This window comes from Streptomyces sp. NPDC093586 (genome assembly GCF_044764905.1).
Taxonomy (GTDB): domain Bacteria; phylum Actinomycetota; class Actinomycetes; order Streptomycetales; family Streptomycetaceae; genus Streptomyces.
In genome coordinates this window covers 62210-76898 of record NZ_JBIWJA010000003.1, presented here as the reverse complement: position 1 = coordinate 76898, position 14689 = coordinate 62210, and the positions used below count along the sequence as shown (strand labels likewise).

General features: G+C 66.8%; 19 protein-coding genes. 17 read left to right on the top strand and 2 right to left on the bottom strand.

What is annotated here, in order from left to right; genetic code table 11:
• Positions 1-160 precede the first annotated feature (160 nt).
• From ACIRFH_RS04325 to ACIRFH_RS04305, 5 genes are all read left to right on the top strand, one after another.
• Complete coding sequence (locus ACIRFH_RS04325; RefSeq protein ID WP_403517026.1) at positions 161-1333, top strand: DNA cytosine methyltransferase; 1173 nt, start codon at positions 161-163, stop codon at positions 1331-1333.
• Between the two features lie 18 nt (positions 1334-1351).
• Positions 1352-2428, top strand: a complete 1077-nt coding sequence (locus ACIRFH_RS04320) for a restriction endonuclease, SacI family (RefSeq protein WP_403517025.1) — start codon at positions 1352-1354, stop codon at positions 2426-2428.
• Between the two features lie 93 nt (positions 2429-2521).
• Positions 2522-3511 (top strand): ParA family protein, encoded by a 990-nt coding sequence (locus ACIRFH_RS04315; protein WP_403517024.1) that lies wholly within the window; start codon positions 2522-2524, stop codon positions 3509-3511.
• 15 nt (positions 3512-3526) lie between these two features.
• Complete coding sequence (locus ACIRFH_RS04310) at positions 3527-4471, top strand: PIN domain-containing protein (RefSeq protein WP_403517023.1); 945 nt, start codon at positions 3527-3529, stop codon at positions 4469-4471.
• Between the two features lie 596 nt (positions 4472-5067).
• Positions 5068-5628 carry an HDIG domain-containing metalloprotein gene (locus ACIRFH_RS04305; RefSeq protein WP_403517022.1) on the top strand — a complete coding sequence of 187 codons (561 nt, stop codon included), beginning with the start codon at positions 5068-5070 and terminating at the stop codon, positions 5626-5628.
• Here ACIRFH_RS04305 and ACIRFH_RS04300 read toward each other — a convergent pair.
• Positions 5616-6086 carry an NUDIX hydrolase gene (locus tag ACIRFH_RS04300; protein WP_403517021.1) on the bottom strand — a complete coding sequence of 157 codons (471 nt, stop codon included), beginning with the start codon at positions 6084-6086 and terminating at the stop codon, positions 5616-5618. The two genes, ACIRFH_RS04305 and ACIRFH_RS04300, sit on opposite strands and share 13 nt — an antisense overlap.
• 49 nt (positions 6087-6135) lie before the next feature.
• Positions 6136-6867, bottom strand: coding sequence for an XRE family transcriptional regulator (locus ACIRFH_RS04295; RefSeq protein WP_403517020.1), 732 nt, complete (start codon positions 6865-6867; stop codon positions 6136-6138).
• A gap of 157 nt (positions 6868-7024) precedes the next feature.
• On the opposite strand from ACIRFH_RS04295, the gene ACIRFH_RS04290 reads away from it, so the two are divergent.
• The 12 genes from ACIRFH_RS04290 to ACIRFH_RS04235 all read left to right on the top strand — a co-directional run bounded on the left by ACIRFH_RS04290 (position 7025) and on the right by ACIRFH_RS04235 (position 14654).
• The gene (locus ACIRFH_RS04290) at positions 7025-7381 is read left to right on the top strand and encodes a hypothetical protein (RefSeq protein WP_403517019.1); all 357 of its coding nucleotides are present in this window, start codon (positions 7025-7027) and stop codon (positions 7379-7381) included.
• Between the two features lie 3 nt (positions 7382-7384).
• Positions 7385-8740: an FtsK/SpoIIIE domain-containing protein gene (locus ACIRFH_RS04285; protein ID WP_403517018.1), complete on the top strand. Its 1356-nt coding sequence runs from the start codon at positions 7385-7387 to the stop codon at positions 8738-8740.
• A gap of 23 nt (positions 8741-8763) precedes the next feature.
• On the top strand, positions 8764-8961 hold the full coding sequence (locus tag ACIRFH_RS04280) for a hypothetical protein (RefSeq protein WP_403517017.1): 198 nt from the start codon (positions 8764-8766) through the stop codon (positions 8959-8961).
• 22 nt (positions 8962-8983) lie between these two features.
• The gene (locus tag ACIRFH_RS04275) at positions 8984-9676 is read left to right on the top strand and encodes a DUF2637 domain-containing protein (protein WP_403517016.1); all 693 of its coding nucleotides are present in this window, start codon (positions 8984-8986) and stop codon (positions 9674-9676) included.
• Positions 9677-9697: 21 nt separating this feature from the next.
• Entirely contained in the window at positions 9698-9889 is a 192-nt protein-coding gene (locus ACIRFH_RS04270; protein WP_225636083.1) for a mobile element transfer protein, read from the top strand.
• A 9-nt stretch (positions 9890-9898) separates the two neighbouring features.
• A complete protein-coding gene (locus ACIRFH_RS04265; RefSeq protein ID WP_011030192.1) occupies positions 9899-10054 on the top strand; it encodes a hypothetical protein in 156 nt (51 codons plus the stop codon).
• A gap of 14 nt (positions 10055-10068) precedes the next feature.
• A complete protein-coding gene (locus ACIRFH_RS04260) occupies positions 10069-10398 on the top strand; it encodes a SpdD-like protein (RefSeq protein ID WP_403517015.1) in 330 nt (109 codons plus the stop codon).
• An 88-nt stretch (positions 10399-10486) separates the two neighbouring features.
• Positions 10487-10660, top strand: coding sequence for a hypothetical protein (locus ACIRFH_RS04255; RefSeq protein ID WP_403517300.1), 174 nt, complete (start codon positions 10487-10489; stop codon positions 10658-10660).
• 5 nt (positions 10661-10665) lie between these two features.
• Positions 10666-11721, top strand: a complete 1056-nt coding sequence (locus ACIRFH_RS04250) for a DNA cytosine methyltransferase (RefSeq protein WP_403517014.1) — start codon at positions 10666-10668, stop codon at positions 11719-11721.
• The gene (gene repSA, locus ACIRFH_RS04245) at positions 11718-13097 is read left to right on the top strand and encodes a replication initiator protein RepSA (RefSeq protein WP_403517013.1); all 1380 of its coding nucleotides are present in this window, start codon (positions 11718-11720) and stop codon (positions 13095-13097) included. The genes ACIRFH_RS04250 and repSA overlap by 4 nt, the downstream gene beginning before the upstream one ends.
• 16 nt (positions 13098-13113) lie before the next feature.
• Positions 13114-13284, top strand: a complete 171-nt coding sequence (locus tag ACIRFH_RS04240) for an AlpA family transcriptional regulator (RefSeq protein WP_175438207.1) — start codon at positions 13114-13116, stop codon at positions 13282-13284.
• Positions 13281-14654 (top strand): tyrosine-type recombinase/integrase, encoded by a 1374-nt coding sequence (locus ACIRFH_RS04235; RefSeq protein WP_403517012.1) that lies wholly within the window; start codon positions 13281-13283, stop codon positions 14652-14654. The genes ACIRFH_RS04240 and ACIRFH_RS04235 overlap by 4 nt, the downstream gene beginning before the upstream one ends.
• Positions 14655-14689: the final 35 nt, after the last annotated feature.

The following is a 14689-nucleotide window of genomic DNA, read 5'->3' as shown; positions in this document are numbered from 1 at the left end:
CGGAAGCGGCTGGTCGTGTGCCGCCCGGCTGCCGGGTGCGCTCGAGGTAACCGGTGTCGTAGCCATCTGCGCACGAGGGCCAGAGGGGAGGGTGGCGAGCTGGCTAGTGTCACTGTAGCGATCACGGTCCCCCGAGGTTGCGATACGTTAAGGTGGCGCGGTGAACCATGAGCTTCCTGTGATCAGTCTGTTCTCCGGGGCCGGCGGCCTCGACTGCGCCATTGAGAGCTGCGCTGAGCCACCGCTGGTCCAGGACGGCTCCGGGTCTCCGCTACGTGTCGCGGTTGCCACTGACTACGAGCAGACCGCTCTGGATACGCTGTCGGCCAACTTCCCGGACACCAAGACGCTGTGTGGCGATATCCAAACGATCCCGACCGCAGAGTTGCTGGAAGCCGGCGGGCTCAAGCCCGGCGATCCCACCCTGGTCATCGGTGGTCCTCCCTGTACCCCGTTCAGTAAGTCCGGATTCTGGATCGAGGAGAAGCGCAACAGCGCCGACCCCAATGCTTCCCTCCTCGACGAGTACGTCCGTGTGGTTCGGGAGAGTAAGCCCGAAGCCTTCATCCTGGAAAATGTGCAGGGCCTGACTTACAAGACCCATCGGGCTCAGTTCGACCGACTCATTGCGGGTCTTAAGGATGCAGGCTACAACCCGACGTTCCGTGTGCTCCTTGCGGCCGAGTATGGGGTTCCGCAGCTCCGCAGGCGAGTATTCGTCGTGGGGCGACGTGACGGTAAGGCTTTCCACTTCCCAGAAACCACGCACTCTGGCGAGTCGGAGCGAGATCGGGTGATTGATCACACCAAGGTTCCGTTCACGAGTCTTCGCGAGGCACTTGCCGGACTGCCGGATGTTCCTGAGGCTGGAGAAGTTGCTGAGGGGACCTACGCCGAACTCGCTGCGGAAGTTCCTCCTGGGCAGAACTATCTATGGCACACCGACCGATATGGCGGTCGCAACGAGTTCAAATGGCGTAGCCGCTATTGGACTTTCCTGCTGAAGGCGGACCCAGACCGTCCTTCTACGACGCTGCAGGCTCAGCCAGGTCCATGGGTCGGACCATTTCACTGGGAGAACGTGAAGAACGCGAACGGGGAAGAGCGAGCGCGTAGGTTTCGCGTTGCCGAGATGAAGCGGATCATGACTTTCCCTGATGAGTTCGTTTTCACCGGAGTGAAGCGCGAAGTGCAGCGGCAGATCGGTAATGCCGTCCCGGTGGAGTTGGGGAAGGTCGTCGCTCGGGCCCTGATGGAACAACTCGGCTATCTTGATTCTCGCGGTACTACTGTTCCTGGCCAGGCTGGCCACGAACAGCTCGAATTGATTTAGAGCGGCATGGGGGGGGCAATGGGAATAACAATTAAAAAGAGCACGGCGGAGCAGGTTCTGAGGAAGGCATACGAGGCGGCCGCTTCGGATGATGTATTCCTCGAAGATTGGACATTTCTGGCTACTTCGCTACGCGAGGTAGATGCTCCAAGGACTTACACGGCTGCGCTTGTGACAGCATTGCTCGCGCGTGCATGTGATGACAGGGTTGACCCACGCTCCATCAAAGAGAAGTATGACGATCGCGCCTTCTCTCTGCGTACCCTTTGCCACGGTGTAGTGGTTCCGATGTCTGTAGAACTTGGATTTGATCTGGGGGCTACGGGTCGTGAGCCGATCAACAACCAGCCATTCTTCCGTTACGACCATTACAGCGAGATCGTCAGGGTCCAAACGAAGGCGCGCCCCTATCTGGACCGAGTAAGTAGTGCCCTTGCTAGGGTCGATGAAGAAGACTATTCCACTGAAGAGTCGTTCCAAGCGCTTGTCGCCGTCTTGGCAGTGTGTATCTCCGTGGCAAACAAAAAGCAGCACGTCGCCGTCGGGAGTGCCATCGTCGAGGCGAGCCTAATTGCTGAGACACAGAGCTTCGTTGTGAGCGGCAACGACATTCCACGAAAGCTGCAAGCTTGTGTTGCTGCTGGCCTTGACATGGTCTATAGCGAGGTCGTCTCGCGAAGGATCAATGACCCTTCTCGCGACTTTCCCGGTGACGTTCAAGTGCTTTTGGACGGCGATCCATTGCTGACAGTCGAAGTACGTGGAAAGAGCGTGTCGGGGGAGGGGCTTGAGCAGTTCGTCAGCAGTGCAACGTATGCCGGCTTCCGACGAGTTGCGCTCATGGTCGATGCGGCGTCGCACGTGTCGCTCATGTCGGCCGACGATCTGACCAGCGCGCTTGAGCGGAAGTACGAGTGCATCGTCAAGGTGAACGAGAGCGTGTCGAGCTTCCTGCGTGACGTATTCGTCTGGTCACCTCGCGACACCCACTCGATCCTTTCAGCCTTTCCTGAGGCAATGTATCGCCGAATGATAGAGATCGAGGTGCGGGAGCCGGAGTTGGATCGGTGGACTGAGCTTTTCCCTGAAACGTGATGTGATACCGCGCCGCTACCGTATGGCCGGCCTGACCGTTGGCGACGATCGGGTCGGCCTACGTAATCCGCCCTAGATCATGGAGAGTGCCGAATGAAGATCATCTCATTCTTCAATCACAAGGGTGGCGTAGGCAAAACCACCCTCGTTTACAATATCGGAATCGCGCTTGCGAAGAAAAAGCGAGTCCTTTTTATCGATGCTGACGCCCAGGCTAATCTCACTAGTGCTGCCATTCCCGTAACTAATGTCGAATCGCTCTTCGATACCGGAAAGACAATCTACTCGTGTCTTCGTCCGGTGGTTGAGGGATCGGGGGTGCTGGAGATTATTTCTCCTGTGCAGATCAGGGATACAGCTTGGATCCTACCGGGAGACATCCGGTTGAGTGAATATGAGGAATTCGCTCCAACTGGGTGGACCGAAGCCCTTGCGGGGCTCCCTCGGGGGTTCCAGGTGAGCACCGCCTTCTATCGACTCATCACTGAGACCGCTGCGCTGGTCTCAGCAGAATATGTCTTCGTTGACCTGGGACCTAATGTTGGCGCACTGAACAGAAACGTAATTATCGGATCCACTGGGTTTGTTGTCCCACTCGCGCCTGATTTGTTCTCGCTGACGGCTCTTCCGAGTGTCGGTAAGAGTGTCGCCAACTGGATCGGCGAATGGGAGATCGCTAAGGTTCAGGCGGAAAGAAGGAAGCTTGAGTTCGGATTCGAACTCCCGCCGGGCCTGCCAAGTCCACTGGGGTATGTGAGCCAGCAGTTCACGGTATACCGGGACCAGCCTGCCGAAGCCTATAAGCACTGGAACGACCGCATGCCCGCCGCCTACCAGACCGGCATCGTGGAGGCATTGGAAGGCGCAGGCTCCCTCCCCCCTGCTTCTGGTACTTCTATCGGGGAGGTGCCAAACCTCTCGAGTCTGGTGCCCATCGCGCAAAGGACGCACAAGGCAGTATTTGAGCTGAACGGGAGTGAGGCGCGCGGCGCGCACTACACGCGTGCGCGCAATGCGATTCATCTTTTTAGTTCTCTTGCCGACGAGATCTCCGAACGAGCCGATGAAGTCGCAGGCAGGTAACTTGTGCTCATTGTCTTGGATACGAACCTTCTCCCTCGCCAGGGGAATCTTCGCAACGTCTCCATTTCTACGCTGCTCCGGGTCGCTGGCACGTTGAGTTCAACCGTCGCTATCACAAGTACGGTTCTCTCCGAATCGATCAATGCAAGACGTCACGATGCTCAAGAGGCTTTGGATCGACACGCCAAGGCTGTATCTGATCTGTCGAAGTACTGTCAGATCGATTCTTACTACGTTCCATCGGTCGAGTCGATCGTTCGAGAATGGAAGGACGATCTAGAAGAAACATTTGTCGTTTTGCCACTCGATGGCGAGGACGCTAAAGAGGCGTTACTCCGAGAAGCGATGAGGCGGAAGCCGGCCAAGGCGGACGGGACAGGAGCCCGCGACTCTGCTATATGGTTGTGCATTAAGAGGAGGCATCTGAAGGGGGCGCATGCTACCCACTTTGCTTCGAATAACACGGGTGACTTTGGCGCAAAGAAGGGGGACCCATCTCTTCATCCTGATCTCCTTGGGGAGTTGGGTGACCGCGCTGAAGATTTTCATTATCACACCAGCATAAATTCGGTGATTGAGAAGCTGTGTGCCCGGACTCAAGTTTCTATCACCTCGGCATCGTTCCCGGAAGATGCTCTGCTCTCCATTGTGGAACAGGTAGTGGCTCACCAGGATCTGACCGATTTCCCAGATTTCGTAGACCGAAGTCCCGAAGACTTTGGTCCTATCGAGTCTTTGGAACTCGCGGAAATACGTGTTCGTAGCGCGTACTCGGCGGGTGGAGTCACAGTTGGATTTCTCACGGCGTCGTTCGTGATGCCGCTCGCTGTCGACGTGCATGAGGCGCTCGGAACTTCGGTGTCTGGCCGACTGGGAGGTTGGTTCGAACTGGCGGATGACGCAGCGATCGTTCGTTTTGATGTGACCCTGTTGAAGGAACTTGCTCGTAACCGGCATTGAGGAGTGGAGGCGCTGGAGATGACCGATCAGGAAGGGTCTGCCGACTTCCGGCCTCGGCTCGCTCCTTGGCTGGGGTATAGGGTCGGATTCTGCTCACGAGGTCGGCGGAGCGGCTTTGGGCTGGAGCTGCTTTGGGGCGAGTGATCATGGCCCCGTAAGCTGATGGCGAGTCGGGCAGTCTGTGGACCTGCCCGTTAAAGCACGACGTTGGGGCCATGATCTTAGAGGCTCGCCCCAAAGTGGCTGCCTAAAGCCGTGGAGCCGACCGCCTCAGCCACGACGGGGTTCTGACCTCGGAATCGCCCTCTCATCCCAGCTCCGGCCTGGTCTTCGCCCCCTTGTGGGCGCGGACGGGCGACGGCGCGCGGCCCCGGTGACGAAGGCAAGGAGGGGCGGCGCGGCGGCGACCGGCCGGCGCCGCCGCGCTGTGCGCGGCACCTCCGATCTCCGATCGGACTGCTTGCAGCTCCAGGAGTCCGGGCGCGTGAGCGAGCGCAGCGAGTCTTGATGGAGTAGGGAAACTCTTACCGCGCCATGCCCCGGGCGGCTGGTCCCGGGGTGTCGGCTACGCGCTCATCTGGGCTACCGTGCGATCTATGCCCTCTGGACTGGACACGCCACAAGGCGCGGCCGAACTGGCTGAGTCGCTCTTGCCTCCGCTCGGGAACCGCTGGCTGCACACGCAGGCCGTGGCGGCTCGTGCAAGCGAAGCATCCGCGGCTGTGCGTGAAGAGGACCGTGATCTACTCGTCGCTGCTGCCTGGCTGCATGACATCGGCTATGCCCCGGAGCTGCGAGACACGGGATTCCACCCGCTCGATGGTGCTCGCCACCTGGAGAGCCTTGGGGCGCCCTCCCGGCTCGTCCGCCTCGTTGCCCATCACTCCGGGGCCGTGTACGAGGCTGAACAGCGCGGGCTGACTGCCGAGCTGGACGTGTACGAGCGGGAAGACTCACCCGTCCTCGACGCGCTGATCTATGCGGATATGACGACTGGGCCGGCCGGGCAGTCCTTCGACTTCGATCACCGCATTGACGAGATCCTGGTGCGGTACGAGCCGGGCAGTGAGGTGCACAACGCGATCAGCAAGGCGCGTCCGTACCTCGGAGCCGCCGTCGAGCGGACGCGCTCTCGCCTTGCTGATCAGCCGATGTAGGGATCGGGGCTGTCAGCCAGTCCGCGGTCGATCCGCATTCGCATCGACGGGTGGATGTTCAGTCCGTCCAGCCGGCTGGGGTGAACGAACGCCACCTCCTTGCTCTCGCTGCTGGTACGCAGCTCGCCGCCGACGATGCGGGCCCGGAAGCAGATCGAGAACTGTTGGCGTACCTCGCCGTCGTCGTACGCCATGACGTGCGCCGGGTTGGTGTAGATGCCGACGAGTCCCGTCACCTCGACGTCGAACCCAGTCTCTTCCTTCGTCTCGCGTACGGCGGCATCGGGGGCTGACTCGCCGACGTCGACGCCACCGCCGGGGAGTGCCCACAGGTTGTTGTCCGTCTTGTGGATCAGCAGGACTTCGCCGGCATCGTTGAGCGCCACTGCGGTGACGGACGGAACGATGCTGTTCGCCTTCGGGGCGTTCGGATCGTTGAAGTAGTCGACTCGGGCCATGCACCAAGCCTTGCACGCTCCGCCGGGTGGATGACGTGCCCTGGTCTGCCTATTCGGGCCGTCCGCGCTCCCACGCATAGTCGAAGCTCCGCATGTAGTGCCGGAACGTCCGGGCTCCCGGGATGTAGCGGAAGTGCAGCACCGGGTTCTGTCCCGCGGGCGCACCGAGTACGTGCGGGTTCACCAACACGTCGTCGTCGAACCGGTAGATCGAGTTGTAGAGGATCGTGTCGTGCAGCCGGACTTCGACGCCCGGCGTCGGCATGGCCGGTTCGAGGTACCGCCGGGTGATGCGTGCGCGTGCGGCCAGATCGCCGCCGATGCCTTCCTCGTCGCCGCGCTGGCGGACCATCTCCGAGTCGGGGTCACCGAGCAGGACACGGACTTGCCCGCCGGCCTTGGCCTTCTCGGCCAACTGGTCCGGAAGGTCCGGGTGGCTGTCGAAGAGGAAGAGTCCCGCGTACACGAGGATGTCCACGTGGTCCTTCGCCTTCTCGATCAGCGATGACCACAGCGTGGCCGGCACCGCCCCGCGGTGGGGGTAGTACGTGATCAGCTCGGACGTGCTCGCCGTCTCGGCTTGCTTCTGAACGGTGGGCCAGATGTAGACCTCGTCGACGCCCAGGAAGCTCGCAGCCTTCCAGCGGTGTCCCCGGTGCGGCGTGCGGTCCGTCGTGATCCACCGCTCCACGCTCTTGGGGTCCACCCCGACGTGCTGTGCCACGGACTGGATCGTCTCGCCCTTCGCTGAAATCGCCGCGCGCAGACGCTCGTTCGCCATGACGTGTCCTTCCATGGGACGCCGTAGGGACGTTTTGACGATAGCTCAAACGTCCCCAAACGTCCATACGGACCGTGATGCGTCCACTACCTCTCGCGGTCTCCTGATCTCACCGCCGGATGGCGGACCAACTCCCGCTAGATCAGGAGAAGAGACGATGCGTCAGATTCCTGTCGACACGTCCGCGGCCACCGTGATGGTGGCGCAGCCCCCGCAGCCGAAGGTGAAGGACCGTCGTACCGGTGAGCGGGCGATGGACGCCGAGACCGGTGCCGCGCTGTCGACCGTGGACGTGATGTTCGCGGCCAACGGTGAGGTGGAGATCCTGTCGGTGACCGTCCCGGAGTCCGGTATCTCGGGTGACCTGGTGATGGGCACCCCGGTCGCCCTGACCGGCCTGGTCGCCCGGCCGTGGGAGAACGAGTTCAACGGCCAGAAGCGGCACGGCATCGCCTTCCGCGCGGTCGCGGTGACCTCCATCGTCGCCGGCGCCTCGTCCTCGAAGGCGGCCTGAGCCATGACGTGGCTGATCGTCGCCCTGGTGCTGGTCGTCGCCGCTGCGGGTCTCCTGCGGTGGCGGCGCCCGGCCTGGTACTGGCTGACCTTCGGGGTCACCCTCGCCGCGCTGCGGGTCCTTCTCCGCTACGGCTCCGTGATGGACGCCTGCGGCCTCACCGTCCCGGCCCCCCGCTGGCGCCTGACCGTGGCCCGGGTGACCAACCGGCCCATTCCCGGCCCTCGGGCTCCGCGCATCCTGCGGTTCCGTGTCACCCGCACCGGTCTGGTGCTGCGGCTCAAGCTCCGCCCCAGTCAGGACGCCTTCGACGTGGCCGCCTCGTGCGACCGGCTGCGGCACTCCTTCGCCATGTACGGGGTCACCTCGCGTGAGCTGCGCTCGGGTGTGGTGGAACTGCGGATGACCGGCTACGACGTGCTCAAGCGCGTCCAGATGCCCGCCCTGGCCGAGACCCGGCCGATGCGGGTTGCGGTCGCCCTGCGCGAGGACGGGGCGGTGCACTACCGCGACTACCGCACGGTGCCGCACGGGCTGGTCATCGGTGCCACGGAGTCCGGCAAGTCGGTCTACCAGCGCAACCTGGTGGCCGCGCTCGCCCCGCAGCGGGTCGCCCTGGTCGGCATCGACTGCAAGCAGGGTGTGGAGCTGTTCCCGCTGGCCCGCCGGTTCTCCGCACTGGCCGACAACCCGGACACCGCCGCCGACCTCCTCGACGCCCTGGTGTCCCACATGCAGGACGTCTACCAGCTCATCCGGGCCGAGCAGCGGATCACCGCGGACGTGCCGGATGCGGAGATCGCCGCCGACATCTGGGACCTGCCCGCCGATCTGCGGCCGGTGCCGATCGTGGTCCTGGTCGACGAGGTCGCCGAACTCGCCCTCTTCGCCACCAAGGACGAGGAGAAGCGCCGCGACCGGATCATCACCGCCCTGGCCCGTCTCGCCCAGCTCGGCCGCGCCGCCGGCATCTACCTCGAAATCTGCGGGCAGCGCTTCGGCTCCGAACTCGGCAAGGGCATCACCATGCTCCGCGCCCAGCTCACCGGCCGCACCGCCCACCGCGTCAACGACGAAGCCAGCGCGAACATGGCCTTCGGCGACATCGCCCCGGACGCCGTCCTGGCCGCGATCTCGATCCCCACCGACACCCCCGGCGTCGCCATCGCCGCCGACTCGGCCGGCGGCTGGGCCCGCATCCGCACCCCGCACACCTCGCTGCGCCACGCGGTGAACGTCTGCAACCGGCACGCCGACCTCACCCCGGACCTGCCCGCCCTCGCGCCGTTCCGGCCCGCCCTCGACGCCCTCGCCCCGGTCCCGGCCCCGGCCGTCGAGTCGGCCCCGGCCGCCGCCTGACCCCCGCCCGGGAGGCACCCCTCATGGCTGCTGCGAAGAAGCCCACCACCCGCCGCACGACCACGCCCCCGGCGCCCCAGCCCGCGCCGTGCCCGGACTGCGACGGCACGGGCGAGACCCGCGAGACCGTCCGCGTCGGCACCCGCAGGACCCGTGTGACCGACGACCGCCAGACCGCCCTGTGCCTGACCTGCTGGGGCACCGGCCACGCCACCGACTGACCCCTGGAAAGGAGGACACGCGATGCGTACCGCTCTTCGCCCGGACGCCGTGCTCGTACAGGCCGTGATCGCCGGTGCCCTGTCCTTCGCCCACCTGCACGACCTCGCCGCCGCCGCGGGACAGGACGGCTGGAAAGCCTGGGCCTACCCGATCTCGGTGGACCTGCTCCTGGTCGCCGCCTGGCGCCGCCTGCGCACCGACGGGCCGTCCCGGCTGGCCTGGTGCTGGTTCCTGATCGCCCTGGTGGCCTCGCTCGGCGCGAACGTGGCCACCGCCGGGTTCCTCGACCTGGAACACCCGCCCGCCCTGCTCCGCCTCGGCGTCGCCGGCTGGCCCGCCCTGGCCTTCCTCGGCGGCACCCTCCTCGCCCACACACCCACGCCCCGGACCCCGGCTCCGCAGGCACCCGCCACCCCGGACCCGGACCCGGTGTCCGAAGTCGAGCGCGAACCGGCCTCCGCCGCCGAGCCGGACCCGGCACCTGAGGCCCCGGCGATCCCGGCGCCCGAGGACACCCCGGCGCTCCCGGTCGCCGAACCGGCCCCGGCCTCGCCGCCGGCGGTTGCGGTCCCGGCCGCGCTGGTCGACCACGCCCGCAAGGTCGCCGCCGACCACGAACACCGCACCGGCTCCCGGATCGACACCGACACCCTCCGCGCCCGCCTCGGCGTCCCGTCGCACCTGGCCGACGCCATCGCCGCCCAGCTCACCTGACCCGAAAGGAGAACCCTCGTCATGCCTGCCCGCGACTTCTTCCACTCCGTGATGCGGATCGGCCCGGTACAGATCGGCACCCACCGCGACCGCCACGGCACCACCAAGCACGCCGCCGTGTGCAGCAACGACGGCTGCGGCTGGTCCGCCGACTACACCAGCCAGTCCGCCGCCCAGCTCGCCGCCCGCACCCACCGCTGCAAGATCCGCTAGGAGGCCGTGATGGACGTCCCGCTCTGGTTCGCCCTGCTGTGCGTCGGAGTCCTCGGCGTCAAGCTCATCCGCCCGCCCTGGTGGCTCATCGCCGTGCTCCTGCTGGGCGGCTACCTCCTCGCCGACAGCCTCCTCGCCCCGGTCATCGACACCGCCGTCAAGTAGAAGGAGACCCGCTCATGTTCCGGCCCAAGCTCCCGACCATGCCCCAGCCCACCGGCACGGTCACCCCGCCCGCCGTCATCGAGCCGACCACCATCACCCCGAGCGCCCCGGCCACGCCGTCGGCCCCCATCGCCCCGGCTCAGGTCCCGGTCTCGTCCCGGCCCACGGTCCAGCTCACCCCGGGCACCGCGCTCGCCCTCGTCGGCGGCGGCACCGCCGTGGTCCTGGTCGTCGGCGCGGTCCTGGTCTCCATGCTCCTGGCCGTGGCCGTCACCGGCGCCTCGGTCGCCGTCTGCGCGGTCGTCCTGCGCTCCCTGCTCAACTCCGACGCCAAGCGTCGCTGACGGCCCCCGGGGCGGCTCTCTCGCCAAAGAACCGCCGCCCCGGGCGCCTTGCCACCTTCCCGATCCAACGGACCCGAAAGGCACGCCCATGATGCACCAGCACGCCCCGGCCGCGCGGATCTGCCGCGACTGCGACGGCTTCCCGACCGTCGCCATCACCACCGGCACCCGCAACGGCGACGGCACCCGCGCCACCTGCCCGACCTGCCAGGGCACCGGCACCACCCGCCCGACCGCCGCCTTCGCCCGGTCCGGGAAGTGACCGCCATGACCGTCCTGGACCTCTTCGCAGGCCCCGGTGGCTGGTCCGAGGGACTGCGCACCCTCGGCCTGCGGGACGTCGGTATCGAGATCGACCCCGCCGCCTGCGCCACCCGGGCCGCCGCCGGACACGCCACGATCCGCGCCGACGTCGCCGCCTACCCCACCGCCCCACTGCGGGGGAAGGTCACAGGACTGATCGCCTCCCCGCCCTGCCAGACCTTCAGCGCCGCCGGCCTGCGCGCCGGAAACACCGACCTGCCCCTGTGCCACCAGGCCCTGGACGACCTCACCCGCGGGCACGACACCCGCGACGCACTCCGCGCCGCCTGCTCCGACCCCCGATCCCTGCTCGTCGTCGAACCCCTGCGCTACGCCCTCGACCTGCGGCCCGAGTGGATCGCCCTGGAAGAGGTCCCCGCAGTACTGCCCCTGTTCGAGCACACCGCCCGCTCCCTGACCGCCGTCGGCTACTCGACGTGGACCGGCGTCCTCAACGCCGCCGACTTCGGTGTCCCCCAGACCCGGCGCCGTGCGTTCCTGATCGCCTCGCGGTCCCGTCCGGCCCTGCCCCCGGAGCCCACCCACGCCGACGGCGGGACCTGCGCCGACCTCTTCGGCGACGGACTGCCCGCCTGGCGGTCCATGGGCGACGTCCTGGACTGCCCGCCCGGCGAGGTCGTCACGCGAGGCAACCACACCACCGGCGGCAGCCGCTTCCCGACCACCGGCCCGTCCTGGGCACTCACCGGCCGGACCCGGTCCTGGCTGCTCCGCGTCGGCAGCCGTCCCACCGCCACCCGCCGGCGCCTCGACCAACCCGCCTCGACCTTGCTGTTCGGCAAGGCCATGAACCACGTCGCATGGATCGACGCAGACGGCACACCGATTCGCCGCCTGGCCGTCGAGGAAGCCGCCGTTCTCCAGGGCTTCCCCGCGGCCTACCCGTGGGCCGGCTCCCGGACCAAGCAGTTCGAGCAGATTGGCAACGCCGTCCCCGCACCGCTCGCCACCGCCGTCCTGCGTCCCCTGGTCCCCGCCGCGCTGGAGGTGGCCGCGTGAGCGACACCGCCACCCTGGCGGGCCTGGACCCGATCACCCTCGGCGATCTGCTGCGGGTGGCCGGGTCCGACGGCTTCGACCGCTGGCAGGACCAGATCCGCCGCACCGGCGGCTGCTCCGACCCCATCCACCTGACCGGCTGGACCATCCACAAGGACAAGACCACCGGCCAGACCCTGCACCACTACTCCACCGAGAACGAACCAGGCGGACGGCTCCGCGTGGCCTGCGGCAACCGCCGCGCCTCCCGCTGCCCGTCCTGCGCCTGGACCTACGCCGGCGACACCTACCACCTGATCCGCGCGGGGCTGGCCGGGGACGACCGCCGCGACATCCCCGCCACCGTCCGGGACCACCCGCGGGTCTTCGCCACTCTCACCGCCCCCTCGTTCGGCCCGGTCCACAACCGGCCCGATCACGGCACCTGCCGCTGCGGCACCCGCCACACGCCCGATGCCCCGGAGTTGGGCACCGCCCTCGACCCGGACACGTACGACTACGCGGGCGCGGTGCTGTTCAACAACCACGCCGGGCAGCTCTGGCAGCGCTTCACCAACCGGCTGCGCCGCGAGATCGCCGCCCGCGCCGGCCTCACCCAACGCGAGCTGAAGGAGTGCGCCCGGCTGTCTTACGGCAAGGTCGCCGAGTTCCAGAAACGCGGCGCCGTGCACTTCCACGCCGTGATCCGCCTCGACGGACCCGACGGCCCCGGCACCCCGCCGCCGTCCTGGGCCACCGTGGATCTCCTCGCCGACGCGATCCGCGCCGCCGCCGCACACTCCTACACCTCGGTCTCGGTCCCGGCCGCCGACGACCAGCCGGCCCGGACCTTCCGCTGGGGCACCCAGCTCGACGTCCGACCCGTGAAGGCGTTCGGGGACGGCTCCGACATCACCGAACAGGCCGTCGCCTCCTACGTCGCCAAGTACGCCACCAAGGCCGCCGAGAACACCGGCACCCTCGACCGCCGCATCGGGGAACTGTCCGAACTCGATCGGCACGGCGTCCCCGACCACGCCCGCCGCCTCATCGAAGCCTGCAAGATCCTCGACCCGCTGTATCCGGACCGGCGGCTGTGGGCCTGGGCGCACATGCTCGGCTTCCGCGGCCACTTCTCCTCCAAGTCACGCCGCTACTCCACCACCCTCGGCGCCCTCCGCCAGGCACGCGCCGACTACCGCGCCGCCCAAGAGGCCGCCGCCCTCGGCCTCAACGACGACCGCGAGCCGGACACCGTCCTCGTCCTGGCCGACTGGCAGTACGCCGGCCACGGCCACACCCCCGGCGAATCCGTCCTCGCCGCCACCATCGCCCGCAACCTCCAGCTCAACCGCCAAACCGCCCGCGAAGAACTCGCAGCCCTGGAAGGAGCCTGACGTGAAAGACGAGCTGATGACCGTCCCGCAGATCCTTGACGAGCTCGGGGGAGTCTCACGGCGGACGTTCTACCGGTGGCGCGAGCTCGGGCAGGGGCCAGCAGCGTTCAAGCTTCCCAATGGGGAGTTGCGAGTGTGGCGGAGCGACTTCCGGACCTGGCTGCGGCAGCTGGAGACCGCCGCGTGAAGTCTCTCGACGTAAAGGTCTGGAGCGTCCGTAAGCGGGACACAAAGACGCCGTCCTACGGAGTGCGCTGGTCAGTAGCCGGCAACGTGTTCTCCGAGTCTTTCCGCACGAAGGCGCTCGCCGATCACTACCGCACCAAGCTCATGCGTGCGATGCGTGATGGCGAGGAGTTCGACACGGGGACCGGCCTTCCGGCATCGATGGAGGAGACGAAGTCGGCCGTCTCCTGGTACGCCTTCGCCCTGAGGTACCTCGCAATGAAGTGGCCGCATGCCGCCCCCAACACGCGCGACGGCATCAACGAATCGCTCACCAGCGTGACCATGCAGCTTCTCGGCGAGCGTCCCGGTCGGCCCTCTGACGAGACGATCCGCAGAGCACTCCGCAACTGGGCTTTCGTACTGCCGGGGCCGAACGACCGCGAAGTCCCGGACGATGTGCGGAACGTTCTTCATTGGGTGTCCAAGGCGTCCCGACCGCTCGCAGATCTCGCCGAGCCTGCCACGGCTCGCGCAGTGCTCGACTCCCTGAAACTCAAGCTCGACGGAACAGCCGCAGCAGCGGAAACCGTACGCCGTAAGCGCCGGACCCTCGTCAACGCTGCGAACTACGCAGTCGACCTGGGGGAGCTGCGGGAGAACCCGATCACGGCGGTTCGCTGGCAGAAACCGAAGGTGTCCAACCAGGTCGATCCGCGGGTGGTCGCCAATCCGGAGCAGGCTCGGAACCTCCTGGCGGCCGTCTCCTACGTCGGCGGGTACCAGCGTGCCCGTGGCCGTCGGCTCGTGGGTCTGTTCGCCGCCATGTACTTCGGTGGTCTCCGGCCGGCCGAAGCGGTCGGCCTTGTCGAGACTGACCTGAACCTCCCCGAACACGGCTGGGGCTCGGCGCTGCTCCACCGGACTCGTCCGTCCGTCAGTAAGCAGTGGACCGACTCGGGGGAGACCCACGACGACCGCGGGCTCAAGAACCGACCGACCGAAGACGTCCGGCGAGTCCCCATCCCGCCGCACCTCGTCGCCGTGCTCCGCGAGCACCTGGCCACCTTCGGCACGGCGGACGACGGGCGGCTGTTCTTCAGTGAGAAGGGCGCGGTCGTCCCGTCCTCGACCTACTACCGCGTGTGGCAGGAGGCCCGACTCCTCGCGCTCCCGCCGGCCGTCGCTGCCTCGCCGCTCGCGAGTCGGCCGTACGACCTTCGGCACTCGGCGCTGTCGACGTGGCTCAACGCGGGCGTCGACCCGACCGAGGTGGCCGAGCGGGCCGGCAACAGCGTTGAGGTCCTGCTCACCCGCTACGCGAAGTGCCTCGACGGGCGGCAGGACGTCGCCAACCGGCGCATCGAGGATCTGCTCCGCGAGTACGACTGACACCACCCGGTCGTGCCCGAGGCCCCTGGCATCCT